The 16,624-nt window shown below is 71.5% G+C and carries 12 protein-coding genes; 6 read left to right on the forward strand and 6 right to left on the reverse strand.

Annotated features, from left to right (window positions below; genetic code table 11):
• Position 1: 1 nt before the first annotated feature.
• The 3 genes from OHA05_RS15955 to OHA05_RS15965 are packed head-to-tail and all read left to right on the forward strand — an operon-like array spanning position 2 to position 3,327.
• On the forward strand, positions 2-808 hold the full coding sequence (locus OHA05_RS15955; RefSeq protein ID WP_313945698.1) for an ABC transporter ATP-binding protein: 807 nt from the start codon (positions 2-4) through the stop codon (positions 806-808).
• Complete coding sequence (locus OHA05_RS15960; protein ID WP_328860980.1) at positions 805-2,400, forward strand: transporter; 1,596 nt, start codon at positions 805-807, stop codon at positions 2,398-2,400. Before OHA05_RS15955 ends, OHA05_RS15960 begins: the two co-directional genes overlap by 4 nt.
• Positions 2,401-2,448: 48 nt before the next feature.
• Positions 2,449-3,327, forward strand: a complete 879-nt coding sequence (locus tag OHA05_RS15965; protein WP_328860981.1) for a hypothetical protein — start codon at positions 2,449-2,451, stop codon at positions 3,325-3,327.
• A 25-nt stretch (positions 3,328-3,352) separates the two neighbouring features.
• On the opposite strand, the gene OHA05_RS15970 is transcribed toward OHA05_RS15965, so the two are convergent.
• Positions 3,353-5,362 carry a hypothetical protein gene (locus OHA05_RS15970; RefSeq protein ID WP_328860982.1) on the reverse strand — a complete coding sequence of 670 codons (2,010 nt, stop codon included), beginning with the start codon at positions 5,360-5,362 and terminating at the stop codon, positions 3,353-3,355.
• A 533-nt stretch (positions 5,363-5,895) separates the two neighbouring features.
• Here OHA05_RS15970 and OHA05_RS15975 point away from each other — a divergent pair.
• Complete coding sequence (locus OHA05_RS15975) at positions 5,896-6,351, forward strand: subtilase-type protease inhibitor (protein WP_313945694.1); 456 nt, start codon at positions 5,896-5,898, stop codon at positions 6,349-6,351.
• Positions 6,352-6,564: 213 nt separating this feature from the next.
• Here the strand turns inward: OHA05_RS15975 and OHA05_RS15980 are convergent, their stop codons facing one another.
• Both OHA05_RS15980 and OHA05_RS15985 read right to left on the reverse strand, forming a co-directional pair.
• The gene (locus OHA05_RS15980; protein ID WP_313945693.1) at positions 6,565-7,428 is read right to left on the reverse strand and encodes an alpha/beta fold hydrolase; all 864 of its coding nucleotides are present in this window, start codon (positions 7,426-7,428) and stop codon (positions 6,565-6,567) included.
• A 1,611-nt stretch (positions 7,429-9,039) separates the two neighbouring features.
• Positions 9,040-9,732, reverse strand: coding sequence for a metal-dependent transcriptional regulator (locus tag OHA05_RS15985; RefSeq protein ID WP_327683043.1), 693 nt, complete (start codon positions 9,730-9,732; stop codon positions 9,040-9,042).
• Between the two features lie 252 nt (positions 9,733-9,984).
• On the opposite strand from OHA05_RS15985, the gene OHA05_RS15990 reads away from it, so the two are divergent.
• Complete coding sequence (locus OHA05_RS15990; RefSeq protein ID WP_313945691.1) at positions 9,985-10,740, forward strand: SIS domain-containing protein; 756 nt, start codon at positions 9,985-9,987, stop codon at positions 10,738-10,740.
• 58 nt (positions 10,741-10,798) lie between these two features.
• On the opposite strand, the gene OHA05_RS15995 is transcribed toward OHA05_RS15990, so the two are convergent.
• Both OHA05_RS15995 and OHA05_RS16000 read right to left on the reverse strand, forming a co-directional pair.
• Complete coding sequence (locus OHA05_RS15995) at positions 10,799-12,190, reverse strand: PAS domain-containing protein (protein WP_313945690.1); 1,392 nt, start codon at positions 12,188-12,190, stop codon at positions 10,799-10,801.
• A gap of 222 nt (positions 12,191-12,412) precedes the next feature.
• Positions 12,413-14,632 (reverse strand): NADP-dependent isocitrate dehydrogenase, encoded by a 2,220-nt coding sequence (locus tag OHA05_RS16000; RefSeq protein WP_328860983.1) that lies wholly within the window; start codon positions 14,630-14,632, stop codon positions 12,413-12,415.
• Positions 14,633-15,110: 478 nt separating this feature from the next.
• Here OHA05_RS16000 and OHA05_RS16005 point away from each other — a divergent pair, with 478 nt between their 5' ends.
• Complete coding sequence (locus OHA05_RS16005; RefSeq protein ID WP_328860984.1) at positions 15,111-15,989, forward strand: winged helix-turn-helix transcriptional regulator; 879 nt, start codon at positions 15,111-15,113, stop codon at positions 15,987-15,989.
• Here OHA05_RS16005 and pdxH read toward each other — a convergent pair.
• A complete protein-coding gene (gene pdxH, locus OHA05_RS16010; protein ID WP_328863405.1) occupies positions 15,981-16,604 on the reverse strand; it encodes a pyridoxamine 5'-phosphate oxidase in 624 nt (207 codons plus the stop codon). The two genes, OHA05_RS16005 and pdxH, sit on opposite strands and share 9 nt — an antisense overlap.
• Positions 16,605-16,624 lie beyond the last annotated feature (20 nt).

The following is a 16,624-nucleotide window of genomic DNA, read 5'->3' on the forward strand; positions in this document are numbered from 1 at the left end:
CATGCCGGACGAGCAGGTGGCGACAGGCGCCGACGGGGCGGCGCCCGCCGTCCGGGTCGAGGGTCTGTGGAAGCGGTTCGGCGAGCAGATCGCCGTCGCCGGCATCGACCTCACCCTCCCCGCCGGGAAATTCATCGGCCTGGTCGGACCGAACGGCGCCGGCAAGACGACCACCCTGTCGATGGTCACCGGGCTGCTCCGCCCCGACCAGGGCCGGATCGAGGTCGCCGGCAGCGACGTCTGGCGCGACCCGGTCGAGGTCAAGGCGCGGATCGGGGTGCTGCCGGAGGGCCTGCGACTGTTCGAGCGTCTCTCCGGGCGTGAACTGCTCGCCTACAGCGGGCGGTTGCGGGGACTGCCGGGCGAGGAGGTCGACAAGCGCGCCGCCCAGCTGCTCGACGTCCTGGATCTCGCCGGCTCGCAGCACAAGCTGGTCGTCGACTACTCGACCGGTATGCGCAAGAAGATCGGGCTGGCGTCCGCTCTGCTGCACAACCCCGAAGTGCTGTTCCTGGACGAGCCGTTCGAGGGCGTCGACCCGGTCTCGGCGCAGACGATCCGCGGGGTACTCGAGCGGTACACCGCCTCGGGGGCGACGGTCGTCTTCTCCAGCCATGTGATGGAGCTCGTGGAGTCGCTGTGCGACTGGGTCGCGGTCATGGCCGCCGGCCGTATCGTCGCCCAGGGGCCGCTCGCGCAGGTACGCGGTGACGCACCCTCCCTCCAGAGCGCGTTCCTGGAGCTGGTCGGGGCGAACGGCCGCGACACCGCGCAGTCGCTGGACTGGCTCGGCGGCGGTGCCCGGTGAGCACCGCCCACCTCTCGCGGATCTTCGTCCGGCTGAAGCTGTCGCTGCTGCGCAACGGCCTGCGCCAGTCCTCCACCCGGACCGCCGCCTTCGTCGCCTCCCTCGTGGTGACACTGCTCCTCGCCGCCGGGCAGTTGCTCGGACTGATCCTGCTGCGCGGCACCGACCACGCGGCCTCGCTGGTCGTCCTGCTGACGGCCGTCCTGGCGCTCGGCTGGGCCGTGATGCCGCTGTTCTTCCCGAGCGGCGACGAGACGCTCGACCCGACGCGGCTGGTGATGCTGCCGCTGCGGCCGCAGCCGCTGGTCTTCGCACTGCTGGCGGCCTCGCTGGTCGGCATCGGTCCGCTGTTCACCGTCTGTCTGGTGGTGGGGTCGGCGATCGCGCTCGCCCACGGCGCCTTCGCCGTGCTGGTCGCCGTCGTCGCCGTCCCGCTCGCACTGCTGGTGTGCGTGGCCCTGGCCCGTACGGTCGCGGCGGGCAACATCCGGCTGCTGACCTCGCGCAAGGGACGCGACCTGGCGTTGCTGAGCGGACTGGTGATCGCGGTCGGCATCCAGGTCGTCAACTTCGGCGCCCAGCGGCTGGGCGAGTCGGGCGGCCTCTCCGCGCTCGACCCCGCGGCGGGGATCGTCGGGTGGATCCCGCCCGCCTCGGCCATCGCCGCGATCGGCTCCGCGAGCGACGGCTCGTACGCGGTGGCACTGGAACAGCTCGCCCTGTCGGTGGTGGCCCTGTTCGTCCTGCTGTGGTCCTGGCAGCGCAGTCTGACCAAGCTGATGACGGCGCCGGACGGTTCGACCCTCGCGGCGGCATCGGAGCCGACGCGCAAGGAGTCGTCGACCGGTCTGCACCGGCTGCTGCCCGAGGGCCGTACGAGCACGGTGATGCAGCGCAGTCTGCGCTATGTGTGGCGGGACCCGAAGACCAAGGCGGCCTGGGTGACGGCGCTGGCGATCGGTCTGATCGTGCCGGTGTTCAACGCCCTCCAGGGCACCGGCTCCCTGTACTTCGCCTGTTTCGCGGCGGGGATGCTCGGCATCCAGATGTACAACCAGTTCGGCCAGGACACCTCCGCGTTCTGGATGGTGGCGCAGACGATCTCGTCCACGAAGGACGCGTACGCCGAACTCCGCGCCCGGGCCCTGGCGTTGCTGCTGGTCACCCTCCCGTACACGGTCCTGGTCACCGTCCTCACCGCCGCTCTGCTCGGCAACTGGCGGGCGCTGCCCGAGGTCATGGGCCTGTCCTTCGCGCTGCTGGGCGCCATGCTGGCGACCGGCGCCGTGTCGTCGGCCCGCTTCCCGTACTCGATCCCGCAGGACAGCGCGTACAAGAACGTGGCGCCCGGACAGGCCGGGCTGGCCTGGATCTCGATCTTCGGCGGCATGATCTCGGCGGCCGTGCTGTGTGCACCTGTGATCGCTCTGACGGTCTGGATGCACGCGGCGAACGAGGAGTCGAGCCTGTGGGTGCTGCTCCCCGCCGGGGCGGCGTACGGACTGCTGATCGGCTGGGCAGGCGTGCGCGTCGCGGCCCCGCAGACGGCGAACCGGCTGCCGGAGATCCTGGCCGCTGTCAGCAAGGGATGACCGGGGGTGACGGCGGCGGCTTCGCACCCGTGACGTAGGTTGACCGCCATGTCGACGCCGCCGCATCAGCCGCCACAGCAGGGGGGTTACGGAACCCCGAACCCCTACGGGGCGCAAAGCCCGTACGGACAGCCGCAGTTCCCGCAGCAGGCTCCGTACCCGCAGCACCCCCAGCAGGGGCACCCCCAGCCGGGCTACGGAGGGCAGCCGCCGCGTCCTCAGCCGCCGTACGCCCAGCAGCCGTACCCGGGGCCGGGCGGACCCGGTGGCTGGGGCGCGCCGCCCCCGCCGAAGAAGAAGAACAACGCGGGCCTGATCGTCGGCATCACCCTCGCCGTCATCGCGGCGGTGCTGGGCCTCTCGTGGTTCGGGAACAACGTCGTCGGCGGTGGCGAGAGCTTCCCGGCCGCGGAGTACCGCCTCACCGTGCCGCCGACGCTGCTCGACGGGAAGTACAAGCTGGCCGACGACCGTTCCGCCGCGACGCAGGATCAGCTGGCGGGCACGAGCGAGAAGACCATCAAGGACGCCAAGTCGGCGGTGGCGCAGTACACATCGGCCTCGGGCACCGGGGTGCTGGTCATCTCCGGCCTGCACGGCCGCATCGCCGACCCGGACGCGGCCCGCGACAAGCTGCTCTCGGGCGCCGAGGACGCCGACGGCACCACCGTCGCCGTGCCGGCGAAGGACGTCACTCCGGCGGGGTCGGAGGTGCCGGTGAGCTGCCAGGTCCTGGTGACCGAGCAGGCGGGCGGCGGCGGAAAGGCCACGCTTCCCATGTGCGCGTGGGCGGACGACAACACCAGTGCGTCCGTCGCGCTGGTCACCCCGGAGACCGCCACCAAGTCCCCCGAGGAGATCGACCTGAAGGCCGTCGCCGAGGCGACGGTGAAGGTCCGTGAGGAGACCCGCCGGCCGATCGGCTGACGGGTCTCCTCACGGACACGGACGGTCAGTTGGCCAGCAGGCCCTCCAGGACGTGGGTGTCCGGAAGGGGCCTGCGGGCCTGGCCCGGCGCCGGGCAGCGCGGGTCGAGCCGCAGCCTCGCGAGGTCGCGCCCCGCCACGCCCCAGGCGTGCGGGGAGTACCGCTCCCAGGCCAGCTGCGGCGGGTTGTACCAGCCGTCGCCGAGCCCGCCGAGCATGAACTGCGCCTCGGCCAGGTCGGGTCCGAGCCGGTAGACGAGACCGCCGAAGATCGACGCGAACACATGGCCGTCGTGCACGCTGAGTTCGCCGTAGCTCGGCAGCCGGCCCGTCCGGATCACGGTGCGGGTGGCCAGGTCCATGGCGAACCAGGCGCCCGCGAGCCGCTTGTAGACCCCGTAGAGCACACCGTCGGACACCGCGACGTGCTGAAGGCTCGCGTAGCCCTCGATGGGCGTGACCTCCCACAGCACTTCACGCCGCGTCAGGTCGAAGGCGGCGATCGTGGCGCTCGGCCGGGTCGGCGGGACGCTGCCTCCGCCCCAGGTGTCGCCCGCGAGATAGGCGATCCTGCGGCCCCGCCGGTCGTCCAGCGCGAGGGACATCACGCTCTGGTCGGTGATCACGTCCTTGTAGACCGTGATCTTGCGCCGCCGCCGGTCGAGCGAGGTCAGCGCACCCTTGAGCAGACCGACCCCCGGGGCCGAGGCCACCAGCAGCAGATCCTGGTCGCGCACATGCGCCATGTCCGTCGGGCGCTGCTGGTCGTGGTCGATGAAGCCGAGCGATCTGACCCTTCCGCGGTCCGGGTCGAGCTCCAGCAGCTCGGTGCTCGGGTACATCGCCGCGTACAGCCTGCTGCCCACGACCTGGAGCTGTTTGGGCTCCCCCGCGACGCTGGTGCGCCGGGAGGTGCGGGTGCCGCGCGTGGTCGTGCGATGGGTGGTGATGGAGAAGTGCCCGCCGACATGGACGACGCCGCGCGACTCGTACGCCATGGACTGCACCGGGTCGGGCCCGGACAGACCGGCGTCGATCAGTTCCACTATCTCCGACTGCTTGCTCTCCAGGTTCAGCCACCAGAGCCGGCCGCTGCCCGCCGCGCCGAGCAGTGTCGTGGCGTCGAGCGGGACCACGGCGCGGTGTTCGTCGCCGGGCGTGGGGGCGGCGACGGCGACGAGCGTGTCGCCGTCGCGCCGGTAGACGGTCCCGGTCGGGCGGCCGACGCAGTACAGCGTGCCGTCCGCCGTCATGGTCATCGCGTCGAGCAGCCGCTCGGCGGCGGGTGTGGCGATCACCTTCGCGTCACTGCCGTCGGGTGCCATGTCGACGAGGTACTTCGTGAGCGCCGCGATCACCCGGCCGTCGCGGGCGATGATGGCGGCCGCGCCGCCGTACGGGGTGGGGGTGATGTTGGTCTTGGCGCCCGTGGTGCGGTCGTAGGCGACGACGTAACCGGACGGCAGCGTTCCCGCGTATACGAAACGGTCGTCGGCCGCGATCGCACGGACGTACTGCTGGCCGGCGAACGCCACGCCGAGATTACGCAGCGTGCCGGTGGAGGGCTTGTACTCCCACACCTCGCCGCGGGGCGAAGTCCCCGCGTAGACGGTGCCGTCGGGCGCGGTCGTCAGACACCAGACGAAGCCGCCGGACGGACCGATCGTGCCGATGAGCGCGACCTGGCCGGTCGCGGGGTCGAAGCGGTAGATGTCCGGGAACGGATACGTCCCCGCGTAGATGTGCCCGCCCGAGACCGTCGTCGCCCAGCCGCCCTCACCGCGGTTGAGCCGCACGGCCCTGGTGAGCGTCTTGGACGGAAGATCGATCTCGCCGAGCACCGGAGGGTTCTGACCGCGGGCGACGACGTACGCCTTGTCGCCGAGAACGGTCATGCCGACGATCGCCGCGGTCAGCGACGCGACGCCGTACATCGCGATCGTGGGGCCCGAGCAGGGATCGCTCGTGCCGGATGCGCCTGCTCTGTCTGCCGCCTCGGCACTCGCCTCGGCGGGGAAAAGGGACTGTCCCGCCACGGATGCCAGGGTGAACCCGGCTCCTGCCTGCAGTAACCGCCTGCGTTCCATGCGTCCTCCCCAGAGAATCGGACCACCGGGACACCATGCCTGGCGGGGCTCCACAGCGGAAGCTGCCGAACGAGCCTCGCGTTTGCGGGCGTCGGATGATCAACGCGGCACGGCGGCGCAGGTTACGAATGATCCCGTTTTCTGATGTATTCGAGGGAAACGCACGCCTATGACCACACTTTCGGCAAGGTCAACGGTCTTTAGAAGGCAACACTTTCCAGTCAAAGCCTGCTGTCCGAAGAAACGTACCGCCATGACATAACCGCAGGTCAAACGGTAGTTCTCTGTTGGACCACCACAGATCATCCACATGGTGGACGGTGTTATGCGAGGACTCGAACCCGGTGCGAGCTGCCCGAACGGTCATTCGGTCACCTCAGTTCGCACGTATGCGGCCGGAAAGAAGCGCCGCATGTGCGTTCACTGTGCGCATACGCAAGACTCCCGAACGCAATCAACCCCCGAATGCAGGAGATTCACCGATGCGTTACATCCGCAACACGATCGCCACAACTGCCGCCCTGCTGCTGAGCGGTGCCGCCCTCTCCACCGCGCACGCCGCGCCCGCCGCGCCGACCGCGCAGCCGGCCGGTGCCAACAGCCTCTATGCCCCCTCCGCGCTGGTGCTGAGCATCGGCAAGGGCGAGGAGGCGGCGACCGCGACCGTCGAGCGTGCGGTCACCCTCACTTGTACCCCGCGCGCCGACGGCAGCCACCCGGCGCCGGTCGCCGCGTGCCGTGAACTGCGCGCGGTGGACGGTGAGTTCTCGGCCCTGAAGTCTTCGCCTTCGCACACGATGTGTACGCGCCAGTGGGACCCGGTCGTGGTCACGGCGACCGGCGTGTGGCAGGGACAGCACGTGTCGTGGTCGGAGACCTACGGCAACCGCTGCGAGATGGAGGGCAGCCTCGCCGAGGGTGCGGTCTTCTCCTTCTGACGCACAGGCTGATCCCGCCGAGCGGTGGGACGTTCGCACAGGCGCCCGGCCAGGAGCCGCGGCCGGCGCCACGTCAGGACCGCGCCGTACGGATCGCCGTGAACGGATCGGTCCCACGGATCACGCTGGACGGATCGGGTCCCACGGATCAGGGCGTACGGATCAGGCGTCAGATCAGGGCTTTGGGTCGGGACTTCGGATCAGGGCTTCGGATCAGGGCGTACGGACGCCGTCCAGGAACGGCTCGATCGCCGAGCGCCAGCCCTCCGGCTGGTCGTAGTGCACCAGGTGGCCCGCGTCGACCACCTCCGCGTACTCCCCGCGCGGCAGCACCCTGACCATCTCCTGGGACTCGGCGCGGCCCAGTTCGCCGTCGAGGCCGCGCACCACCAGGGTGGGGCACTGGACCTGGGCCAGTTCCTCCCAGTGCGCGTCGTGGACCCAGGTCTCCCGGGCCTTGAGCATCTGCCGGCGGGAGAACACCGGACGCCAGCCGTCCGCCCGTTCCGCCATGACCTCGGCGAAGAACTCCCCGCGCGACGGCGTCGGACGCTCCACCCACGGATCGTCTTCGCCGAACCATCTGCGGACGTCGGCGAGCGTCGCGAACGGCACGGGCCAGGCCCGGAACCAGTCGTCCCACTCCCGCTGCGACGCCGCCCCGAGCGCCGACGCCCGCATGTCACAGATGATCAGCGCCTGGACCAGGTCGGGACGCTTGGCGGCGAGCTGCCAGGCGGTGAGTGCACCCATCGAGTGACCGATCAGGGTCACGGGGGCGAGGTTCAGCTGTTCGACGGCGGCCTCCGCGTCGGCGACGTACGCCTCACGGGTGAACGGGCCCTCGGGCGGCTTGTCACTGCGCCCGTGGCCCCGTTGGTCGAGCGCGACCGCACGGTGCCGGTCGGACAGCCAACGGGCCGTGGACGCCCAGTGGGACGCGCGGCCCATCAGGCCGTGCAGCAGTAAGACCCCCGGCGCGGGCTCCGGTTCACCGCTCCCCTTGGGCGGGTCCGCGAACTCCCAGGCAGCCAGGCGTACGCCATCGGCTCCGGTCACATCGATGCGCCGCACCATGTGCCTGGCACCCCCTTCTCTCCCCCGGTCGTCCAGATCGGTCGAAGTTTCCGCCAGCCTATCGAACTCCTATTCGAAAACGGGGTTCCGGCGTGCAACACCCCTCGTTCGAGTGACCACGCTCAAGGATTGACTTCCGCCGCCGAGGGGAGATCTTCAGCGGGAGGCGGGCCGCTCGGGGAAGACGGTCCGAGGGGACCGACCCTGGGAGCTCGGGGCTCCGGGTCGGAACAGGGGAGGACAGGCCCCGGCGCTCAAGGGCGCCGGGGCCCCTCTGTCGCTCCAGGGCGCACGCACTGCGCCGTTGTGCACACGGGACGTACGAGGGGCGCATCACTCCGACCTCCCCCTGCCTCCGCCGGCGGGATCCCCACCCCGACCGTGGGTCACAGCCTCTGCCCCAGCGTGGCACGCGATTCGCCCGGGCGCTGCCATTCCGGGCGGAAAACGTCTCCGCGAGGCGGTGAACGGGCCACCACCGCGCCGCCGGACGCGCCCCCGGCCGCCCCCGCGCGAGGGCGGACGACGCCCACCGGCGCCTTGGTGCCTGCGGGTTGGGCCTGCGGCCGTGCCGGTGGTGCGGGCATGCGATGTGCCGCGGCGGGCCTGCGGCCGTGCCGCCATTGCCGGTTGCCCGGCGGCGGTGGTGACCCGCCACGCCTGACGGTCGGGGCACGCCACAGGTGCCGGGCCCACGCCTGCGGCCGGCGGATGCCCTACCGAGCCGCCTTGCGCTGCCTGTTGTGACGGCCGCACCGGCCCTGACGGACCGGCAGATCCTGGCCGACGGTGCCTGCCGCTCGTCCGGCGCCGCCCCTTGCGCCCGGCCGCACCAGCATCTGACGGACCGGCACGTCTTGACCGACCGCGCCTGCCGGTGACTCGATCCGCCTGTTGCGTCCGCGGGCTCTACCGCTTACCCGGCCTTCGCCGGGACCGCCACGGGCGGCCGTCTGTTGTGAGCGAACGCACCGACCAGTCGGGCGGACCGACAGATCGTGCCGACTGCGACCGCCGCGTCTGGCGCCCGCCCGGCTTCGCCCGGACCGGTCCCGCGCCTGCCGGTCGCGCCGGCCCATGCCCGCTGCCGCCGCATGCCCCGCGCGGCGTGCGGTGACGGACGGCGGCTGCCGCGCTGCCACCCACCGCTTCCCAGGCTTTCGCCAGGATCGCCGCCTGGCGTGACCAGCCGTGCCTGCCGCCCGCGGCCGCCGGGTAGGCCCTGCCGGGCCTTCCCGCGCCGCCTGTTGCGCCCGGTCGCAGCGGCACCGACGGGCCGACAGACCATGACCGACCGTGCCTACCGCTTCCCTGGACGGACGGCTCCACTGGTGGCCCGTCCGGCGCGACCGGTCGTGCCTACCGCTCCTGCCGGGCACCCACCGGCCACTCGGCGCGGCGTGCCCGACCGCCTTCCGCGACCAGCGGCCTCCGGTGGAGGCCGACGCCCAGCGCCCGCGTCCGCACATGCCTCTGGCGGCCGGGTGGCCCTGCCGGGCCTTCCCGTGCCGCCTGGTGTGACCAGCCGCACCGGCTGCCTGTCCGGTCGGCCCGTGGTGACGGCCGCGCCGGCAACTCGCCCCCGGTCGGCCCGTTCTCCGCGCGCCCTGCCTACTGCTTGGCCACGAACACGTGCGACGCCACGTCCGCCTGGAGCTCCGCCGCCTCGCCGCTGCTGCCGACCAGCACTCCGCCGGCCGACTCCGTCACGCTCACCACCGAGCCGGGCTGCACGCCCGCCCGTCGCAGCGTGTACATCAGCTGGGCGTCCGTCTGGATCGGCTCGCCGATCCGGCGTACGACCACGGTCTTGCCGTCCGTGCCCGGGTCGAGGTCCGCGAGCGAGACCATGCCCTCGTCGAGGAACGGGTCCGCCTCCGCCTTCTCGCCCAGCTCCTCCAGGCCCGGGATCGGGTTGCCGTACGGCGACTCCGTCGGGTGGCGCAGCAGTTCGAGCACGCGCCGCTCGACGGCCTCGCTCATCACGTGCTCCCAGCGACAGGCCTCCGCGTGGACCTGCTCCCACTCCAGCCCGATGACGTCGACGAGCAGACACTCCGCGAGCCGGTGCTTGCGCATCACGCGCGTCGCCAGCCGCCTGCCCTCCTCGGTCAGCTCCAGGTGACGGTCGCCGGCGACCGTCACCAGTCCGTCCCGCTCCATGCGGGCCACGGTCTGGCTGACCGTGGGTCCGCTCTGGTCGAGCCGTTCGGCGATACGGGCGCGCATGGGCACCACACCTTCCTCTTCCAGCTCGAGGATGGTGCGGAGATACATCTCCGTCGTGTCGATCAGTCCGGACATACGTGCCCCTCGATGAAATCGTGATGCGCTGCGGCCCCGGGTCAATTCTTACGCATCCCACTGACAACCGTGCCGTGCCCGGCGAAGCCAAGGGCGGAGCCGGTGGAAAAACTCCGTGAAACCTGTCGGCAGGCCGGTACGGGAGGCCGTATTGACACAGCAATGGTCCAGACCGCAACGTGATCCGCGACGCGGGTATTCCCGCGCCTGTTCCCCACTCCCGGAACCTCCACCCCCGGAAAGGGCTCGGCGATGAGCGAGAGCAAGCTGGCCGGTCAGTTCTTCGACGCCGCGATCGGTCTGCTGCAGCGCGTACGGGACGAGGAGGCGGAGAACATCGCGGCCTCGGGCGAGGCGATCGCCGACGCCGTCGCCGCCGGGGGCCGGCTGTTCGCCTTCGGCGCCGGGCACTCGTCGCTGGCCGCGCAGGACGTCGTCTACCGCGCCGGCGGATTCGCCCTGATGAACCTGCTGGCCGTGCCCGGAGTCGTCGGTGTCGACGTCATGCCGGCGACGCTCGGCTCCGCCCTGGAGCGCGTGGACGGTCTCGCGGGTGCCGTGCTCGACTCCAGCCCGGCCCGGTCGGGCGACGTCCTCGTGATCATCTCCCTGTCCGGCCGCAACGCGCTGCCCGTCGAGATGGCGATGAACGCGCGGGCGCTCGGGCTCACCGTCATCGGCGTGACCTCGGTCGCGTACGCGGAGGAGACCAGGTCGCGGCACTCCTCGGACACCTTCCTCAAGGACCACTGCGACATCGTTCTCGACTCCAAGATCGCCGTCGGGGACGCGGAGCTCACCCACGAGGGCATCGAGGCGCCGTTCGCCCCCGCGTCGACGGTGGTCACCAGCGCGCTGATGCAGGCGACGATGGCGGCGGCCGCGGAACGGCTGGTCGAAAAGGGGATCGAACCGCCGCTGCTGCGGTCGGGGAACGTGGACGGCGGCCACGAGTGGAACGGCCGGGTGATGACGGAGTACGGCGACCGGATCTTCTTCCGGCACTAGGACGAGTCTGCTCGGCCTTCGTCCGGACCGGGCCCACCCGGTGAGGCGGGCCGGTGCCTCAGTGCTCCGGCTTGTCTCCGTCCGTCGTCGAGGCCAGGTCGAGCGCGGCTGCGGTCAGGACCGACATGCTCTCCGCATAGACGGCGTCCGGGCGTTCGAAGGCCGGGCGGCTGGGCCCGCGCAGGAACGTCACCACGCCCAGCGTGCGGCCCCGGCTGCGCAGGACCGAGCACAGGGCGTGGACCATGTCGCGCGGCCACTGGCGGTCCGTCGACCAGTTCGCGGACGCGGAGGCCGGGGCACTCGCGCGGACCGAGCCGTTGCGGTCGGCCGCCTGGAGCGCCGGGTGGCCGTGCGGATAGCGGACCGGGATGCCGCCGCCCGCCACCGGGACGCACGGTCCGGGCGCGCCCGACGGTGTGGACGCCGTACGGACCAGACGGCGGCCGTCCGGCTCCATCAGGTCGATCAGCGCATGGTCGGCGAACCCGGCGAGCGCGAAGTCCAGATACGCCGTCGCCGCCTCCATCGGGTCCTCGCACTCCGCGGCGGCCCGGCCCGCGCGGTGCAGCTGGCTCGAGCGGAAGCGGAGGCGGTCCGCGTCCTGTTCCGCCAGCTTCGCCTCCGTCACGTCCTGGAACAGCCAGCCCACGCCCAGCGGTACCGGTTCCTCCGCGAGCGGCGAGGCCAGCCGCAGGAAGCCGCTGCGCCAGCACCGGCGGCGTTCGGTCTCGCCGGCGGGCAGGGTCACCCACACCTCGCTGAGGCCGCGGGCCGCGCCCTCCGCCAGCACATGGTGGAGCGCGCCCTCCAGCTGCTCCACGCCCTGGAGGACCAGTTCGCCCAGCGGCCGGCCGAGCGGTGAGGTCCGCCCGGCGCCGAGGGCACGTGCGGCGTAGCCGTTGACGACGGTCGGCCGCAGGTCCACGTCCACCAGGACGACACCCCAGGACGCGTCCTCGAACAGCGCCTCGCTCAGCGCGATCGAACGCTCCAGGTCGATCTGCGCATGGACCTCGCTGAACGCGCAGTACACCCCGGCGGGAGCGCCGTCGGCGCCGAGCACCCGCGCCGACTGGGTCCGTACGAGCACCCGGCCGCCGTCCTTGCGCAGCAGGGCGAACTCGTGGACCTGCCGGCCCGGCGCGTCCATCGCGGCCATGAGCCGGCCCTGGACCTCTCCGGCGTCGGCCGTCCGCACCGCCCAGCCGGCGAAGCCGCGGCGTCCTACGGCCTCCTCCGCCGACCAGCCGAGGATCCGTTCCGCCTCGCGGTTCCAGTGCGTGATGGTGGCGTTCGCGTCGAAGGCGCAGAGCGCGGCGTCCATCCCGTCCAGGAGTGCGGCGAGCAGTTCCGAACCGGGCACCGCGACAGGCTCGGGCCCCGTACCGGCACGCTCCGGCTCGTCGGGCCCGAGCGCGTTGGCGGCCTCACTCTTCGAAGCACTCATCCTGTACCCCCTGCAGGACGCGTCCGCGCGAGCTGATGCACGTCAGATCATTCAACTCGAACGTGACTCACGACACACGCTGTTCGGGTAAATCGTTGCCTGCCGGAAATGCGGACGCCGGGTGCCGGCCGGACGGCCGACAACGGGGCGGAGCAGCGGCCGGCAACGAAACCGCCCCGGCCGGGCGGATGCCGGCCGGGGCGGAACGGTGTCGCGGAGGTGTCAGCCCAGGGTCGCGAGCGCCTGGTTCAGCGTCGCGGACGCCCGCATGACGGCCGCGGCCTTCGCCGGGTCGGGCTGGTAGTAGCCGCCGATGTCGGCCGGCTTGCCCTGCACCGCGATGAGCTCGTCGACGATGGTCTGCTCCTGCGCGGCCAGCGTCTCGGCGAGCGAGGTGAAGGCCTCGGCGAGCTTGACGTCGTCGCTCTGGCCGGCCAGCTCCTGCGCCCAGTACAGCGCGAGGTAGAAGTGGCTGCCGCGGTTGTCGATGCCACCGAGCTTGCGGCTCGGCGACTTGTCCTGCTCCAGGAACGTCGCCGTGGCGCGGTCCAGGGTGTCCGCCAGGATCTGGGCACGCGCGTTGTCGGTGGTCTGCGCGAGGTGCTCGAAGCTGACCGCGAGCGCGAGGAACTCGCCCAGGCTGTCCCAGCGCAGGTAGTTCTCCTTGACCAGCTGCTGGACGTGCTTGGGCGCGGAGCCGCCCGCGCCGGTCTCGAAGAGGCCGCCGCCGTTCATCAGCGGGACGACAGAAAGCATCTTCGCGCTGGTGCCGAGCTCCAGGATCGGGAAGAGGTCCGTCAGGTAGTCGCGCAGGACGTTGCCGGTGACGGAGATGGTGTTCTCGCCGCGGCGGATCCGGTCGAGCGAGAAGGCGATCGCGTCGACGGGCGACTTGATCTCGATCTGCAGGCCCTCGGTGTCGTGCTCCGGGAGGTACTGCTCGACCTTGGCGATCAGGTTGGCGTCGTGCGCGCGGCCCGCGTCCAGCCAGAACACGGCCGGGTCGCCGGTCGCCCGGGCGCGGGTGACGGCGAGCTTGACCCAGTCCCGGATCGGCGCGTCCTTGGTCTGGCACATCCGGAAGATGTCGCCGGCGCTCACCGCCTGCTCCAGCACGGCGTTGCCGCTGCCGTCGACGACCCGCACGGTGCCCGTGGTGGCGATCTCGAAGGTCTTGTCGTGGCTGCCGTACTCCTCGGCCTTCTGGGCCATGAGGCCGACGTTCGGCACCGAGCCCATCGTGGACGGGTCGTACGCGCCGTTCGCACGGCAGTCGTCGATGACGACCTGGTAGATGCCGGCGTAGCTGCTGTCGGGGATGACCGCGAGGGTGTCGGCCTCCTGGCCGTCCGGGCCCCACATGTGGCCCGAGGTGCGGATCATCGCCGGCATGGAGGCGTCGACGATGACGTCGCTCGGGACGTGCAGGTTGGTGATGCCGCGATCGGAGTCGACCATCGCGAGCTCGGGGCCCTCGGCGATCTCCGCCTCGAAGGACTCCTTGATCTTCGCGCCGTCGGGCAGCGACTCCAGGCCCTTGAGGATGCCGCCGAGCCCGTCGTTCGGGCTCAGGCCGGCCGCGGCGAGCGCGGCGCCGTGCTCGGCGAACGTCTTCGGGAAGAAGGCGCGTACGACGTGGCCGAAGACGATCGGGTCGGAGACCTTCATCATCGTGGCTTTGAGGTGCACGGAGAACAGCACGCCCTCGGCCTTGGCGCGGGCGATCTGCGCGGTGAGGAACTCACGCAGCGCACCGACGCGCAGGACGGAGGCGTCCACGACCTCACCGGCGAGTACGGGTACCGACTCGCGCAGCACGGTGGTGCTGCCGTCGTCGCCGGACAGCTCGATGCGCAGCGACCCGTCCTCGGGAACGACGACGGACTTCTCGGTGGAGCGGAAGTCGTCGGCCGTCATGTGCGCGACGTTCGTCTTCGACTCGGGGGTCCACGCGCCCATGCGGTGCGGGTGCGCCTTGGCGTAGTTCTTGACCGACGCGGGGGCGCGGCGGTCGGAGTTGCCCTCGCGCAGGACCGGGTTCACGGCGCTGCCCTTGACCTTGTCGTACCGGGCGCGGATGTCCTTCTCCGCGTCGGTCTTCGGGTCGTCCGGGTAGTCCGGAAGCGCGTAGCCCTGCTCCTGGAGCTCGGCGACGGCCGCCTTCAGCTGCGGGATCGAGGCCGAGATGTTCGGCAGCTTGATGATGTTGGCCCCGGGGGTCTTCGCCAGTTCACCCAGCTCGGCGAGCGCGTCGTCGATGCGCTGGCCCTCCTCGAGGAACTCCGGGAATCCGGAGATGATGCGCCCGGCCAGGGAGATGTCACGGCTCTCCACAGTGACCCCGGCCGTCGAGGCATAGACCTCGATCACCGGCAGGAACGAGTACGTCGCCAGGGCCGGCGCCTCGTCGGTGTGCGTATAGATGATGGTCGAGTCAGTCACCGGGTGCTCCGCTCCACGTCTGCAACATTGCTCGACATCAAGATATCCCGGGTTCGGGCCGTTCCCGGAAGGGCCCTCATTAAATGGCTTGAGCCGCCGCCTGCCGGTTCCTAAGGTGTGGGGCACACGATGAAAGGAGGTGATCCGGAAGTGGTTTCGTTTCGGATGCGTGAGGTGACTGCGGGCTAGAGGCCCGTTGTCGCACGATGTGCACAGACGGCAGGCCTCCTGCCGCAATCCCAAGCAGTCACCGACCCGCGGGCTCGCCGGTACATCCGGCCGGCTCCTCCGTCAGGAGGAACCAGAGCCCGCGGGTTTCTGCATGTCCGGGCCCGGTGCGGCTGATTCCCGGCGACGCGGACGCGCCGGCGGCCCCGTACCCGGTAGGAGCCGCCGCGGGCCGGACCCGCTGAGTTCCTGTACGGAACCCTCTCCCCCGCGTGAAGATGGCCGCCTGCCCCGTGAAGGAGTCCGTGCCATGCCCAGAGCCGTGCCCGAGCGCGACGCCTCGTGTGCCGTCGCCCAGGCCGCCGCCGTGGTCGGCGACTGGTGGAGTCTGCTGATCGTCCGGGAGACGGCCCGTGGCAGACACCGGTTCGACGCTCTCCAGCGCGAGCTGGAGATCTCCCGGAAGGTGCTCACCGAGCGGCTGAACCACCTCGTCGACAGCAAGGTCCTGGAGAAGGTCCCGTACCAGCACGGACCCGTCCGGTACGAGTACCGGCTCACCGAGACCGGCCGCGCGCTGCTGCCCGTGCTCGTGTCCATGCAGGACTGGGCCGACCGCTGGCTGCTCGGGGACGGCACGCTGACCGGCACCGCGGACGAGCACAGCGCCGAGGCGCAGCGGGTGCACGAGCTGGTGGGCGAGCGGCTGGCGCGCTTCACCCTGCCCGTGCACAGCGGCGGGGACCTGGACCCGGTGGACGGCCGCTCGGCGGCCACCGTGCTGTTCTGCTACCCCGCGACCGGCCGACCGGGTCCGCTGCCGGACGACTGGGACACCATCCCGGGCGCGGTCGGCTGCACGCTGGAGAACCGGCTGTTCCGCGACGCGTACGCGGACTTCACCGCGGCGGGGGTCGCGGTGCGCGGGGTCAGCACGCAGCGGCCCGACGAGCAGCGCGTCTTCGCCGCCGCCGAGGAGCTGCCGTTCCCGCTGCTCTCCGACATGGACAGCCGGCTGTCGGCCGCGCTGCGGCTGCCGACGTTCCGCGCCGGACAGGGCCTGCGGCTGAAGCGGGCGGTGCTGGTGCTGGACCGGGAGCGCACCGTGCGGCATGTGCAGTACCCGGTGACCGACATCCCGGCCGCGGTGACGACCGCCCTGCGGGAGGCGTCCGCCCTGTCAGGGTGACAGCCGCTCGATGTCCCATCCGCCGTCGCGGGAGGTGAATCGCAGCCGGTCGTGCAGCCGGTTCGCGTGCCCCTGCCAGAACTCCACCGCCTGCGGCTCGACCCGGTAGCCGCCCCACTCCGGCGGGGCGGGCACCTGCTCGCCCTCCGGGTGGCGGGCGGCCAGTTCCTCGTACGTACGGATCAGCTCCTCGCGCGAGGCGATCACCGAGGACTGGGCGCTGGCCCAGGCACCGAGCTGCGAGCCGTGCGGGCGGGTGCGGAAGTACGCCACCGTCTCCTCCCGGCCGATCCGGGTGGCGGTGCCCGTGACGACGACCTGGCGGGCGATGGGATGCCAGGGGAAGAGCACCGAGACATACGCGTTGGCGTCGATCTCGCGGCCCTTGCGGGAGCCGTAGTTGGTGTAGAAGACGAAGCCCCGGGAGTCGTACTGCTTCAGCAGCACCGTGCGCGACGACGGACGGCCGTCGGGGGTGGCGGTGGACACGACCATGGCGTTCGGCTCGTGCAGTCCGGCGGACGCGGCCTGCGCGAACCAGCGCGCGAACTGCTCCATGGGCGTGGGCGCGAGGTCCGTCTCCAGCAGCGGCGTGGAGCGGTAGTGCTCGCGCATCAGGGCGGGGTTCGGGGCGG

The organism is Streptomyces sp. NBC_00306, assembly GCF_036169555.1.
Lineage (GTDB): Bacteria > Actinomycetota > Actinomycetes > Streptomycetales > Streptomycetaceae > Streptomyces > Streptomyces achmelvichensis.

Excerpts from the sequence above, each read along its gene's own strand:
- OHA05_RS15955 (WP_313945698.1), top strand. The coding sequence starts at position 2 with ATGCCGGACGAGCAGGTGGCGACAGGCGCCGACGGGGCGGCGCCCGCC.
- OHA05_RS15965 (WP_328860981.1), top strand. The coding sequence starts at position 2,449 with ATGTCGACGCCGCCGCATCAGCCGCCACAGCAGGGGGGTTACGGAACC.
- OHA05_RS15975 (WP_313945694.1), top strand. The coding sequence starts at position 5,896 with ATGCGTTACATCCGCAACACGATCGCCACAACTGCCGCCCTGCTGCTG.
- OHA05_RS15980 (WP_313945693.1), bottom strand. The coding sequence starts at position 7,428 with ATGGTGCGGCGCATCGATGTGACCGGAGCCGATGGCGTACGCCTGGCT.
- OHA05_RS15985 (WP_327683043.1), bottom strand. The coding sequence starts at position 9,732 with ATGTCCGGACTGATCGACACGACGGAGATGTATCTCCGCACCATCCTC.
- OHA05_RS15990 (WP_313945691.1), top strand. The coding sequence starts at position 9,985 with ATGAGCGAGAGCAAGCTGGCCGGTCAGTTCTTCGACGCCGCGATCGGT.
- OHA05_RS15995 (WP_313945690.1), bottom strand. The coding sequence starts at position 12,190 with ATGAGTGCTTCGAAGAGTGAGGCCGCCAACGCGCTCGGGCCCGACGAG.
- OHA05_RS16005 (WP_328860984.1), top strand. The coding sequence starts at position 15,111 with ATGCCCAGAGCCGTGCCCGAGCGCGACGCCTCGTGTGCCGTCGCCCAG.
- pdxH (WP_328863405.1), bottom strand. The coding sequence starts at position 16,604 with ATGCGCGAGCACTACCGCTCCACGCCGCTGCTGGAGACGGACCTCGCG.